Origin of the sequence: Trichormus variabilis 0441, assembly GCF_009856605.1 — a bacterium.
Taxonomy (GTDB): Bacteria; Cyanobacteriota; Cyanobacteriia; order Cyanobacteriales; family Nostocaceae; genus Trichormus; species Trichormus variabilis.
The window spans coordinates 2,442,253-2,456,457 of record NZ_CP047242.1; the positions used below are offsets into that span (position 1 = coordinate 2,442,253).

General features: G+C 39.4%; 11 protein-coding genes. 1 reads left to right on the forward strand and 10 read right to left on the reverse strand.

The features are described 5' to 3' along the window. Positions 1-129: 129 nt before the first annotated feature. From GSQ19_RS10005 to GSQ19_RS10035, 7 genes are all read right to left on the reverse strand, one after another. Positions 130-2,277 (reverse strand): pentapeptide repeat-containing protein, encoded by a 2,148-nt coding sequence (locus tag GSQ19_RS10005; RefSeq protein ID WP_199312888.1) that lies wholly within the window; start codon positions 2,275-2,277, stop codon positions 130-132. Between the two features lie 60 nt (positions 2,278-2,337). Next, positions 2,338-3,345: a zinc-dependent alcohol dehydrogenase family protein gene (locus GSQ19_RS10010; protein WP_041456011.1), complete on the reverse strand. Its 1,008-nt coding sequence runs from the start codon at positions 3,343-3,345 to the stop codon at positions 2,338-2,340. 257 nt (positions 3,346-3,602) lie between these two features. Continuing rightward, on the reverse strand, positions 3,603-4,034 hold the full coding sequence (locus GSQ19_RS10015) for a DUF6006 family protein (protein ID WP_011317809.1): 432 nt from the start codon (positions 4,032-4,034) through the stop codon (positions 3,603-3,605). A 562-nt stretch (positions 4,035-4,596) separates the two neighbouring features. Then, entirely contained in the window at positions 4,597-5,700 is a 1,104-nt protein-coding gene (locus GSQ19_RS10020; RefSeq protein ID WP_011317810.1) for an AI-2E family transporter, read from the reverse strand. A gap of 411 nt (positions 5,701-6,111) precedes the next feature. Then, positions 6,112-7,545 (reverse strand): bifunctional orotidine-5'-phosphate decarboxylase/orotate phosphoribosyltransferase, encoded by a 1,434-nt coding sequence (locus GSQ19_RS10025; protein ID WP_011317811.1) that lies wholly within the window; start codon positions 7,543-7,545, stop codon positions 6,112-6,114. Positions 7,546-7,725: 180 nt separating this feature from the next. Next, positions 7,726-8,448, reverse strand: a complete 723-nt coding sequence (locus GSQ19_RS10030) for a molybdopterin-binding protein (RefSeq protein WP_011317812.1) — start codon at positions 8,446-8,448, stop codon at positions 7,726-7,728. Between the two features lie 25 nt (positions 8,449-8,473). Next, positions 8,474-9,073, reverse strand: a complete 600-nt coding sequence (locus GSQ19_RS10035) for a cytochrome b/b6 domain-containing protein (RefSeq protein WP_011317813.1) — start codon at positions 9,071-9,073, stop codon at positions 8,474-8,476. Between the two features lie 388 nt (positions 9,074-9,461). On the opposite strand from GSQ19_RS10035, the gene GSQ19_RS10040 reads away from it, so the two are divergent. Next, complete coding sequence (locus GSQ19_RS10040) at positions 9,462-11,189, forward strand: peptidoglycan-binding protein (protein ID WP_011317814.1); 1,728 nt, start codon at positions 9,462-9,464, stop codon at positions 11,187-11,189. A gap of 266 nt (positions 11,190-11,455) precedes the next feature. Here the strand turns inward: GSQ19_RS10040 and GSQ19_RS10045 are convergent, their stop codons facing one another. From GSQ19_RS10045 to sodB, 3 genes are all read right to left on the reverse strand, one after another. Beyond that, positions 11,456-12,142, reverse strand: a complete 687-nt coding sequence (locus GSQ19_RS10045) for a PHP domain-containing protein (protein WP_011317815.1) — start codon at positions 12,140-12,142, stop codon at positions 11,456-11,458. 583 nt (positions 12,143-12,725) lie between these two features. Continuing rightward, positions 12,726-12,932: a hypothetical protein gene (locus GSQ19_RS10050; RefSeq protein WP_011317816.1), complete on the reverse strand. Its 207-nt coding sequence runs from the start codon at positions 12,930-12,932 to the stop codon at positions 12,726-12,728. Positions 12,933-13,245: 313 nt separating this feature from the next. After that, positions 13,246-13,848: a superoxide dismutase [Fe] gene (gene sodB / locus GSQ19_RS10055; RefSeq protein WP_011317817.1), complete on the reverse strand. Its 603-nt coding sequence runs from the start codon at positions 13,846-13,848 to the stop codon at positions 13,246-13,248. Between the last annotated feature and the right edge of the window lie 357 nt (positions 13,849-14,205).

The window sequence follows — 14,205 nt, forward strand, 5'->3', positions numbered from 1 at the left end:
GACTTGTGTGTACACCGTAGCGACGCGGGGAGAGGCTTAAAACCCTAATTATTTGGTACTCAGTTATAGATTTTCAGCCCCTTCCCTACAAGGGAAGGGGTTGGGGTTAGGTTCCGTCGAATTCACGTATTACTTAAGATAAATTAATAGATTCAACCCTGGGATAGTGCGGGATAGTGTCCACAGAACCAGGGTGATGTAGAGTACGCCTAAACTCCATTGATACCAAGCCAGGGTAGCGATAATTCCCGGTAAATGTTCGTCTCTGAGGCGAATATCGTTAAATCCCAACCTGACTAAATTATTGAGGCTAAAGTCATAATAATTGAGCCAGTTCCAATGGCGATCGCTTAATAATGGCATATATCTTTCCCGAAAGGTGGGATTTCGGGGAATGACTGGTAAACGTCCAATCAGTAACCGCAGTTGTCTAAAGGTTCCGTCTTCTGTGAAGTAAGAAACATTGATTAAATCGTGATAACGACCTTGTTGATAAAGGCGCATCAATAAAGTTACAGGTACGGGAACGATAATAATCAAAATACAGCCGAGTGTGAGCAAAGGCTGTTCCGCATTCTGAAAAATAGCTAATAAACTAAAAAACTCTAAACAGCTAAAACTAATCAGGACAGAAACGGTTTCGTAGTAGGTGGGAATAATTGGTACAGGACGCAGACGACGGGCGCGATCTACTAACCAAAAAACTAACCCAAAATAAGCGATCGCTACTCCCCCCACCCCAAACACTAACCAAAAGTTTGTACCGTAGCCACTCAACAACAGCAATACACTCAAAGCTAACCACAGCCAAGCTTCCAGCAACCAGCTTCCCAAGGAGAGAGGTTCCGCAACTACTAGGCGATCGCTCAGTTTATTGTATATTTCTAAATCGATGTCTGCTAAAGTCAATAACTCACTACTATTGCGAAATGCTTTGATTTGCCGACGTTGGTCAATGACATTTGCTTGTGTAGGAGAAAAACCCAACTTAACTAAATTTACTACAGAAGCACTATTAATATTTGTGCCGATTAAACGTTTACTTAACTCTTTGAGGCGTAATTGTTGTTTAGTATATTCTAATTGATTTGCATCAGCAACTTGCTGTTGCTGACGGAAATTCTGCCCCAAATTTCGCAAAACATTTTGATTACCTTGCAATGTGGGAATATCAAACATTTGCCCAATCTGCCCAGGATTACCTAAAATTTTGGCTTGATTAGAATTAAAAGTTAATCCAGGGACATTTAAAAATGATGATGATGAGAATATGGCATCACTAAAATCTGCTTGATTGAGAATACTTGCACCACGTAAATCTACAGGTTGATTAAATAATGCTTCTCGAAAAATGACTGCTTGCTCAAAAGTTGTTTCTACTAAAGATAGTGACTGATTAAAATTAGCTCTGGTAAATTGTGCTTGATTGGCAAACCTCACCCCAGAGAAATCGGCATTATCTTGCCACTGGACACCACTAAATTTAGCCAATTGCTTAAACTGGGCTTCATTGAAATTAACCACACTTTCAAAAGTGATTCTTTGAAAATTAGCCGTCTCCTGAAATTGAGTTTGTTTAAAATTAGCTTTGTCAAAGAAAACACTGTCTTGAAAATCGCTGGCTTGTCTAAAACTGGCATTATTAAAGTTTACCCCACGGCTAAATCTACTTTCATGCCAGTGAGTTGGCTGGAGAAAAGTAGCATTTTTAGCATTGACAGATTGCAGAAAAAACGTGTTGACAAAGGTGACTTCTCCGTTAAATCGGGTTTGTTCCAGAGTTAAAGCACCGCGAAAAACAGTCACATCACTTGATACTGTTGACTGAGTTCCTAGAAGCGATCGACAATCTTTAGAATTAGGTAAACTTGCAGCCAATGATTGCAAACAAACCAGGCGCAAGCGTTCCAATTGTTCTTGTTCAGTTTTGGTAAAAATAGGAGCGATCGCCTGAGCATACAAAGGTGTTCTTAAACCCAAATCACTACCCACAAAATCCCCTTGAATCAGAGAATAACTCAAGTCTAAACCTAAAGGTTTCGCACCAGTTTTTTGCAATTCTTTACGCAACAATTGATAAAATCCATCTCGAAACACGGAGTTTTCTGGACGCAAATCAATTACCAATTGCCGCAAATCTACAGTTAAATTTCCTTCCCGTAGAGTTGGTGCGCGTAATCGCTCTTGTAATAATTCCAGGGTTAATGGAGTGCGTTCTGGTTGTGTTGGTGCAGCCCAAACTGGCGAAGGGAGCAGTAATACTAACAACGCACACAAAATTATAAAAAATTTAGCTTTTCGCCAGCAAGTCAACAAATTATGCAATAGGATTCTCTATCATTCATCGCTAATCAGCAGAACAATTTTACCCGCAATACTGCCAGATTCAAGTAACTGATGAGCTTTAGCTGCATCTTGCAAAGGAAACTTATGACTAACGTGAATTTTTAACTTACCTTGATCAATCCAATCAGCACATTCTGTCAAAATTTCTGCCTGGTGTTGCTGGGCTTCTACTAAATTTAAAAACATCGGTGTCAGCATTAATTCCAAACCAATACGTAAATTGCGGTTTCTAGCAACTTTCCAAACTGTATTTGCATCTGGTTCCAAAATCGTCACAATATCGCCATAGATACGCACGGCGGGAAAGGTTTTGTGAAAAGTGTCGCCGCCAACAGTATCAAAAGCTAAATCTACACCTTCGCCGTTCGTCCAATTTAAAGCAGCTTGGGCAAAATCTGTATTTTTATAGAAAATCACATGATCCGCACCCAGTTGTTTTACAAAATGCGCCTTATCTTCCGAACCAACCGTAGTGGCGACAGTTGCACCTTTCAGTTTTGCTAATTGAATGGCTACATGACCCACACCACCCGCACCCGCATGAATTAAAACTTTCTCTCCAGGTTCTAATCTTCCCCGTTCATATAAAGCCTCCCAAGCGGTGATTAGTACCAACGGTGCGGCGGCGGCTTCAGCAAAGGTCAGAGAAGCTGGCTTACGGGCAACAAAACGTTCATCAACAACAGTATATTCAGCGTAATTGCCTTGATGTCCCCCTAAACCACCATTGCAAAAATACACTGCATCCCCCGCACCAAAACTCTGGACACCAGCGCCCACCGCTTCCACAATACCCGCACCATCACATCCTAAAATGGCAGGCATTTTCTCAGGGTAAAAAGTTCCACGCTTGCGTAGTTTAGTATCAATGGGGTTAATACCAGCAGCTACCAAACGAACTAAAAGTTCTGTACTACCCACAGGAAGACTAGGATTGGGTACTTCCTGCAATTGCAGTACTTCAGGATTCCCCTGTGTGGTCATGAGAACAGCTTTCACAATTGTTTCCTCCAGCCTGAAGTTAGATGCACACTTATACCAATTCAAAATTCCCTGCGGGAACGCCAAGGGCGAACAAAATTCAAAATCAATACAGAACAAGCGTTTGGGGCTATATATCTGTCCCCTTCTTTTTTCAAATTGGTATTAGATGCACACTTATTATAGGCAGTCCCCATGAAACAAGTTTCATAGTCATAGATGAAAGATATCTTTCCCCTACACCCTTACACCCTTACACCCTTACACCCCTAAACTCATCTGCGATTGCGACATTGTAGCGGATAACGATTACCCCGCCATGTTGTCCAACCATCTGCAATCTTAGTACGACTGTTGTATCTAAGATACCAATCATCTTGCTCTGCACCTAAATAGCGAATCCCTAAATCCTGTCTTTGTCTGCTGGAAAAACGTTTTCCTAAAGGAACCCACGCACTACCATTATCACTAAACCGTCCGATGAGACGGACACCAGAAGTAGTAGAGCAAATATTACCATCACAAGTAGTTTGTGGGTCATCTACTACTTTCCATTGCATTTGGGCTGGTCTACCGTCAATATTACAGTCCCATAAACCAAAGAACCACTCACCAGCAACTTGACTAGCTTGGGTATGACTAGATATTAATACCAAACTTGCAGGAGCGATCGCCAAGCCTAAAAGCCATTTTGTGATGCTTTTCATGATACTTCACCAATACCTAAAGTTAAGCTGTACTTTCCATTAACTCATATGTATTAGCGTTGCTGTTTATGCAGGTAATCGATTACCCAGCTACCACTAACAGCACTAAGTCATTCCCTCTCCTGTATATCAATAGGACTTACGCATGAAAACGAAAGATCAAGGGTGTGAGGGTATAGGGGTAACTTGAAACCCCTTACACCCCTATACCCTCACACCCTTACACCCAGTCTCAACAGACAACCTGTGTGCGTAAGTCTCATATCAAATAAAAAGCCCCCGGAAAATCCCAGGGGTGTTTAAGTATGCCATCAACTCTATTCCTAAATATAGAGAATGCCATTGACTGGACTTTAGCGCATCCGCATAAATGCAATAATTGCATAATTTTAATGCTTGTTTGGAAACTAAGTGGAATTTTGGTCAGAGAAAATGTATATTTACGATACTTTTGCGACCATTATGCAGCAGCAAATTGGGTGAAAACTCAAGAAAACGTGAATTAGGTGATCGCGGAACCCCTAGCTTTGCTAATCACCTATATAAAAATAGTTACATCACCTCATGATGACGTTGATTCTGGACTCAAGGCTTCTGTCGTGGTTTCTGTCGATAAAACATTCTCAATACCAGTAGTTAAGGATGGGAAACCATCGACTGCATCCTTGATTAAACCAGCAACAGGGACAGCAATCAGCAATCCTAGCAAACCGCCGATGTATGTTCCCACAAGCAAAGAAACTAACACCCAAATTGGTCGTAAGCCTGTAAAACTACCTAAAAGACGGGGTGCGATCGCCTGATCAATAATTTGGTCAATGACCACGGCTACTGCTAAAATCTTCAACGCTAACCAAAAGTCATGGGTAGCCACAATCAACGTAATCACAATCAAGCTAACAACATCACCGAAAGGAATTAAGCTTAAAAACCCAACTCCTAAGCCAAACAGTAACCCAAACTGCACTTGAAAAGCTAAAAACAAAAGAGTTTGAGAAGTTCCCATCAGTAAAGCTAAAGTCCCTTGTCCAATCAAATAATTTTGAAAGTTCTTCTGAATAGATTGGTTTAATTTTTGAGCCAAAGATATAGGTAACTTTTTAAATATTCCTTCCCAAATTCTTTGCCCATCTACTAGCAAGTAAAAAGTGATAACTACTGTAACTATAGCTTCAGAGATACTATCTACTGTTTCTACAATAATCTTAAAAGTTTGATTAGAAACAGACTCTAATTCATCAGGGATTTTATCAATAATTCGTGTTAATATTTGCCCTATATTCAACTTAAAATGTTGACCAACAGCCCAATCATTTAAGTTCTGTAGTTTTTCTTGGCTAGAATCAATCCATAGGGGTAAAACTTTGGCAATTTCATGAAATTGCTCTATTGCTATAGGTAATAAAGTGACACCTGAAGCAATTAAGATAATCACAGTCAGAACAAAAACTAATCCTACTGCATTACCACGTTTAATACCCCGTTTCTGAAGAGAAGAAACAGGGTAGTTTAAAACAAATGCCAGTAATATTGCCAGGACGAATATTGTTACTAACGGTTTAAAATACTGGAAAAATGCGAAAACTAACCAACCATTTAAACAAACTAGAGGAAACAGTAGGGTTATTATTAACCATTTAAGCAACTGATTGAGTGAAATATTCATATATAAATCAGATTTGATTTTTGAAAAATATAAGTATGTGTAGGGTGGGTAATGCCCACCCTATCTTATTTTTGTTGAGCATTGCTAAATACATTTTATAAATTAAGTATGAATCTTATAGTTAATGTCAGTTGTTTTTATAGGAATCCGATTTGATTTCTGTTGGCGTAGCCTGCGCTTGCGCATAAAATTCTCATTATCTGTAGGGTGGGCATTGCCCACAGGCTCATGGTTTTGGTGGGCAATGCCCACCCTACGTATATTTCAAAAATCAAGTATGAGTCCTATATATATAGTTAATTTCAGTTGTTTTTCTATCTACTTTAAATCCTTATCCTGGCATAACCTGCATTAAAAATTCTTGACCACTGACCACTGACTACTGACTACTAACAACTGACAAATTAAGTTTTATTCAGCAGTTAGAGCCAAAAACTGCTCATCATTTATCCGCCCTGCTTGGTGTAAAACACTAGTAATTTCCGAAATAGTTAAAACTGCATGACCCCGATAACCATTTGCTTGTAACTTATCTTTCACACCTTGCTCGTGGTCAATAAACACTACAATATCATGAACATTTAACCCTGCTGATTTTAACTTATCTGCTCCTTCCATCACACTCTTACCACTGATAAGAATATCATCAACTACAACCACTAATTCACCAGGATGAAAATTACCTTCTATTAACCTGCGAGTTCCGTGGGCTTTCACTTCTTTACGCGGAAAAATCATTGGACAATTGAGACGTAAAGCTAAACCGGTTGCTGTTGGTAAAGAACCATAAGGAATACCTGCCAATCTATCGAAAGTGAGATTTTTAACGATATTTTCATAGCCACTGAGGACTTGATTAAATACCTGAGGATTAGAAATAATTTTACGTAAGTCTATATAGTAAGGAAAAACTGCACCAGATGCTTGAACAAAATTGCCAAACATAATGCAATCAATATCGTATAGTTGCAAAATTAAATCATGTAAAGGGTGTTGATTAACAGTAGAAACATCAGGTAGCCATACAGAACAGCTAGAAACATCACGAACAGTTATATCCCTTACCTGATTAATTTCTGCACGTAGAGATTGAATCTCCTTCGATAAATTTGCACTGGCTAACATATCTTGGGGGACAGGAATTAACAAACCATTCCCATCAGTATCTAAACCAACTTCTAAAATGCGGTTTAAATTGCCTCCTTCAGCCCAAATACTGCGTGCCATAATTATTCTTTCCGGCGCAACTTGGCGAATTCTTGCCAAGACTTCAGCATTTGTAGTACCAACTTCTAGTCCTAATTGTTCTGGAGTCCCCCAATTTTTTGACTCTTGTACAACTTGTAAATAAAGGGGTGATTCTCTTGTCGGATATTGCTGTAAAGCCTCTGCGCCAGGGTTAGATGTAGAACATAGAATAAACACAGCCTTATCGGGATAAACTAAAAATGGAGCTACATGATCTTGTCCTGTATATGGGCTGAGAGTAATTGCATCTACTCCCCATTCAGTGAATACAGTTTTGGCAAAAATAGTACTTGTATTTAAATCGCTATGTTTAGCATCTAAAATTATGGGAATATGGCTAGGAATAGCGCCTAAGGTTTTCTGTAATAGTTCTAAGCCGGGAACACCCAAGGCTTCATAAAAACCTAATGTTGGCTTATAAGCACAAACAAAATCAGCAGTTTCAGCAATAATAAATTGCAACCAATTCCATAATCCATCTATGATATCTTCAGAGCTATAGCGTCCGGGCATCATTTCAGGATTTGGATCAAGTCCAACAAAAAGTAAACTTTGATTTTGTGATATCTTCTGATGTAGTTTGTCGGAAAAAATCATTTTATTTGTTAGGTAATAGGTAATATAGGAAACCGATTTAATTTCTGTTATCGTAGCCTGCAATTGTACATAACATTCTCAGTATCTGTAGGGTGGGCAATGCCCACCAAAACCATGAGCCTGTGGGCATTGCCCACCCTACCTAAATTTCAAAAATAAAGTATGAGTGCAATATACAATTTAAATTCCTGCAAACCATTCATAACCCTGGTCTTCCCAATAACCTTTAAATATTGATAAATGACTAGCCAGAGTAATCTGAGTTACCCATTTACTCTGCTTATAACCAAGTTTAATTGGTGCAGCCAAACGTAAAGGCGCACCATTATCAATGGGTAAAGATTCACCATTTTTTTCATAAGCTAATAGTGTTTGGGGGTGCAAAGCAGAAGCAATATCCCAACTTTCATAGTAACCATCGGCAGATTTGAAATAGACATACTGTACATTTTCTTTGGGTTGCGCGAGGGCAATAATTTCTCTTAGCTGTACACCACCCCACTGTACGATCGCCGCCCAACCTTCCACACAAATATGGCGTATAATCATGGAAGTCAAGGGCAAGTTTTGGATTTCTGCCATACTCATGTTTAAAGGATGATTAACTTCCCCGTCCACAATTAAACGATATTTATCGACATCAATAATCGGTGTAGAACGAAAGCTATTAACTATTAATGCTTCTGGTTGTATTTCATTTGGGGAAAATTCTGGTACTAATTTTTGAGGATTAAATATTAACTTTTCTAACTTTTGGTTCAATGGTTGAGAAACTGTACCCACCAAATCTTCTAAAGCTGGTGTACCACAGCCACCTAATAGCAGACTTACACTTGATATCCCAGAAAGATGCAAAAACTGTCGGCGCGTTAATTGTGGACGACGTATGTGAATTAAACCCATATTTTCAATACCAATTAATTAGACTTTACCAGAACATAGACTCTGTTAATTCCTCACCACCGGCTTTACGTCCTAAGAAAGAGTGAATTATGACAAATATAATTACCATAGGTACTGAGGCAAAATGAACGACTCGTAGACTTTGCCAATTACCAAACATATCGACAATCCAGGGAAATTGAGCGGGTTTATACATACCCATACCAGTCAGCAGAGCTAGCAGCAATATGGGAATTATCGATGTGTAGATAATGCGATGCCAGGCGTATATTAAACGTTTATTATTTTGGCTTTTTTGCAATGCTTTGATATCATTAGCACCGACAAATCGATGTCGCCAGCGTTGAGTAAATAATATATAAAATCCGTACCACAAAAGATTTAAAGAGAATAACCACATGGCAGCAAAATGCCAATGTCTACCTCCAGCTAACCACCCGCCTAAGGTAAATATTGGCGGAATGTGTAAGCCGGCGCGTCCACCAAAAACGGGATTGGCGTTGTAAATTTGCAGTCCACTGGTGAGCATGAGGAATAAGCTAACGATATTAACAGAGTGGAAAATCTTAGCACCTATAGCTTGGGTAGGTAATTTGCGTTTTTTGGGAGGAATTGTCACAGTCATAAATAATGAGAATAAAAAATCTATGCCCCACCAGGCTCTGGAAGCTGAAGATTCAGTTCATTATTCTGAAGCTATTGATTGACTAGAACTGACTGCAACTAATAGTGGCGATCGCACTCATCCTACTTATCCACAGCAATTTATACATAGCATATCAGCAAATTGGTCATCAGAAAGTCGGAGTTTTGTCAGTTTGGTAGGGTGCGTCAGTGTGAATAGTTTCTGAGTATGGTTAGGTTATGTCGAACTGACGCACCCTACGTTTTGGATATTTTTTATCCGGAAGCCCCAAATTGGTCATCAGAAAGTCGGAGTTTTGTCAGTACAATTAATACAATGAGTTATAATTTTTACTAAATTTACCAGAGTCTTAGTGATTCCCTGAATTATGGACACACTTGCTTATTTGCATTTGGCTGAGACTTATGAAACATCTACCACGGATGAATCTTCCCCGGAAATACCTTGGACAAAGAACCAGAGTGGCGCTTTAATGTTGGTGGCTTCTTTTGCAATGGGTTCTTTAAATTGGTGTCTTCCTGCTGCGGCTGCTTTAAAAAAAGGTCACAGAAATCCTCAGGTAGCATCGCTCCAGCAAAAGTTGCGAGCAAGCGGATATTTTTCGCAAGCCGCTACAGGATATTTTGGTTCTGTCACTGAAGCAGCTGTGAAGAGATTTCAAGAAGCTAATGGTTTAAAGGCTGATGGAATTGTTGGGGCAGCAACCTTGGCAGCTTTAGAATCTACTATGGGTGTATCAGAATCTAGTATCACCACTCCCCCAATAGCTGCGTCTAAATCTTCTCTCAAACGGGGTGATATTAGCGATAGGGTGATGTCTTTGCAAGAAAAACTACAAGCAGATGGATACTATCAAGGGGCGATTACTGGAAATTTTGACACTGCCACCCAAGCAGCTGTAATTCAATTCCAACAAGCTAATCGGCTCGTCGCTGATGGAATTGTCGGGCCAAAAACATCATCAGTTTTAGCGTCAAGTACCAGAAAATTAGCGGCTTCGTTACCTCAAAAAACTACCCTCGAACCTTTTTTAACAGAGCAGCCACAAAAGCCACAAAATCAGGTAAAGATAGCACCCCAATCAGCCGCACCTCCCAGTCCCTCACAAAAAATGCGGCTCATCAAAACTATTTCTGGGAAAATTTCCCCTAAATCAGTGGTTTATTCGGGTAATGGTTTATTCTTTGCCCAAAATATGATGTATAACCACACAATTACTGTATATGACCGCAACTATGAATTAGTTAAAGTTATCCCTGACGAAGTAGACTTATCTAAATATGGTCATTCTCGCTTCAAGGGTAAGTATAGAGGCGCTCCAGTTGAAGCTAGTTTTTCCCATAATGGCAAGTATGCTTGGATATCTAACTATCAAATGTACGGGCCTGGTTTTAATAACCCCGGTAGTGATAAATGTCATCCATCCCAAAAAACTGACAAGAGTTTTTTATATCGCATTAATACAGAAACCCTCAAGATAGACAGAGTTATTCCAGTTGGTTCTGTACCGAAATTTGTGGCTACTTCTACCGATGAAAACCTAATACTAGTAAGCAACTGGTGTTCTTGGGATTTGAGTGTGGTAGATATTAATCAAAATCAAGAAATCAAACGGATTAAATTAGGCCCTTATCCTCGCGGAATTGTTGTTGATGCAGCTTCTGAAACAGCCTACGTCGCTGTTATGGGGTCTTACAACATTGCTAAAGTTAACCTGAGGGATTTTTCTGTACAGTGGCTGCGAAACATTGGTAGTTCACCGCGTCACTTAAATATTGATCCTGAGGGTAAATATCTTTATGCTTCTTTAAATGGTGAAGGCAAAATTGCTAAAATCAGCTTGCCTCAAGGTAATTTAGTCAAGAAAATCGCTACAGGTAATGCTCCCCGTAGTATGGTTTTATCAGCTAATGGTCAAACACTTTATGTTGTGAACTACGGTGAAGATACAGTTAGCAAGGTTCGGACTAGTGACATGAAGGTATTACAAAAAGTCAAAGTTGAACCTGATCCTATCGGCATTACTTACGATCCACAAACTAGAGAAGTTTGGGTAGCTTGTTATTCGGGCAATATCATGATTTTTCAAGATTAGGAAGTTTGTCGTCCCTAAGATGCTATTTACAGCAACTTTTATCAGTATGAGGTACAGCGTGACGTAAATAAATCTACCAATGAAACGTTAACGCTGTATTAATTTGGAATTTTCTGATGCTTGCGTTTGCTGTCGAGTATTTGAGCAACGCGGTATCTTAGATATAGCGATCGCATTCATCAGTCACTTGAATATTCACCATCCCACTTGTGATTAGTCGCCCCTGGCTGTTGACACCAGGAGTTTTCTGCAAGCGGAACGCATCTTTATAACCGTTGGAGTAAGCTTAAACCGTGGGTATCAGTACCGCAAGTATTGAAAATGCCATACTCTTGGGCTAGATTTTGTATTTGCTCCGATTCAATCACACTGGGCTTCCAAGGGTTGGGGTTGTTGTAGGCGTAATATGTTTCTACACCATCAATCCCATATTCCGCCGCCGCCGGAATCAAATCAAAGTGAGATTTTCGATAACGTGCTGGATGCGCCAATACCGCTATCCCTCCGGCTGCATGAATAGCCTCAATTACGTTACCTGCTTGATATTCTCTATCGGTTGTTATCTTTCTTTGCAGATAAGGTTTCAGACTAGAATGTTCTGGCTGGAAAGCATAACCCAAAATGTGAACTTCTACATCCAACAAGTTGGCATTAATTTCTACACCACTCCACAGGTGAGGAGTTGTTACACCAGGATTGTTCCATTTCCAGTTTTCTAACCAAGCTTGCGCTGCTTCATACCCACCTACAGTATGATGATCAGTGATTGCAAAACCTTGTAGTCCAATAGCGATCGCCTGCTCCATCAACACACTTGGCTGTAATCTGCCATCCGAATAAACAGTGTGCATATGAAAGTTAAATAACTTCGGACAACTTTGAGCATCAATTGTCTGAAATACTTGCTTTAATAGTTCGGTGGAAGCAGATGTTCGAGCAAAATTTATAACCATAACCCCCTCTGAATAAAAATACTCGATTTCTCACAGACCAGCACACCACACTTAAATAAAAGAGAAATACTTAGCACGTTAGATTAGTGCCAATTAGCAGAAATTTTTCAATATGTTAAGACTACGTTAGCAAATCTCAATGCTTCTGGTCATGAGTATTTCCAATCGCCTTCATAAGTAGCAGTGACGAATATTGCTATCACCACTATTTGCGTACTTAGGTAAATATTCAGATAAATAATCGTTAAATAAGCTATTTTATAGAGCGATCGTAGCTTTTTCACACATGAGTTACTTTTGAAAACCGTATAAAATGCAACTCAATTTTTACTATATTTTCAATCTACAGAAAGCTGAAATATATTGTGATTCCTGGAGTAGTCAACAGCAAAAGTTTACTAAATTTATAGTAAGCACTTTAGTACTCAAACATTTAAGCACTAAAGTGCTTACTAATAACACGCTTATTTGTAAATACTCCCGTGGCAGAATACTAGTACAGCGTGATCAAACTCAAAAAACCATTCTTACTATCCTGCAAAACCTGAAAGGATATTTTCCTCTCCCTCACAGGGTTGACTCATCAAAAAACCTCATCTTCAACACCACGCCACCATTCACCCAAATTCATTAAATCTTGGTGAATATCTGCTAATTCCTCAGCATAGACATTTTCGGGAATAGTATCCCGGTGTTCTTGTAATTTTTTCAAGCGTAGTTGCACCAATAGCCAAGGTTTAGCAATGCTATCAGTGGATTCCATGTATTGAGCCAGTTGTTTACTATCCATATATTTCTGGTGTTGATTTTCCCACTACTTTTAGGATATGTAATACTAATTGAAAATTCAAAATCTACTCCTACAGAAAATACAGCAGCTTGCGAGTAAGTGAGGAACAGAAGACAAAAAATCAACTCAAGCATCCTAGTGTTTATCTCCTGCTTTGTCTGGGACACACTCTGCAAACTTCCTCCTGTAGGAACTAGCAAATAACTAGAGAGCAAAACAGCCACGATTCCATCGTGACTGCTTGTTTTGTTGAAGAAAAGATTAATTATTGCTGCTGGAGAAATTCACCAACAGCCCTCATGTTACTGGACAACTAAGCTTTAGCATAATTCGCAGCAGCAAAGTCCCAGTTAACCAAGTTATCTAAGTAGTTCTTGATAAAAGCTGGGCGAGCATTTCTGAAGTCGATGTAGTAAGCGTGTTCCCAAACATCCAAGGTTAAGAGTGCTTTTTGTCCATGAGCCAGGGGATTTTCGGCGTTTGGAGTTTTAGTGACTTTCAGTGTACCGTTATCATCAATTAGCCAAGCCCATCCGCTACCGAACTGAGTTGCAGCAGCGTTGGAAAATTCTTCTTTGAATTTGTCGAAGCTACCAAAGTCTTGGTTGATTTTGGCTGCAAATTCACCTGTAGGTGCGCCACCACCTGCGGGCTTTAAAGAATTCCAGAAGAAAGTGTGGTTCCACACTTGAGCAGCGTTGTTAAAGATTCCAGCTTTAGAGGGATCCTTAAAGGCAATTTGGATGACTTCTTCTAAGGACTTATCAGCCAATTCTGTACCATCGGTAAGCTTGTTCAGGTTATCTACATAAGCTTTGTGATGTTTGCCGTAGTGATACTCGAAGGTCTCACCTTTCATGCCATACTGCTCTAAAGCATTAAAGTCGTAGGGTAGTGGTTCCTGTACAAATGCCATTTTGTGAATTCCTCTCTTTAGCAGTTTCCATTTAAAAGCTATTGCAGCAGCCTGGGAAATTACAGGTTTGGTGCTGACTGGTTTTATATCCTTAAATCCTGGGATATAAAACTTAACATCGTCATTCTACTACCAAAGTGAAGATTCAGACAAAGTAGTTTTTTAATAAGTCAAAATCCGGTAAATCAAATTTCCGAAACTTCCATCTTTAGAAACAAGATGGAATAGTTTTCTCATCTATCTACAGTTAGATGAATGATATTTGAACTTTGCGCGTCTACGGAGGAAACTACGCTCTGACTTCCCGCGAAATTTATTTATGGAGAAGAAAAAAAGTGAAACAACATTAATTTCAGC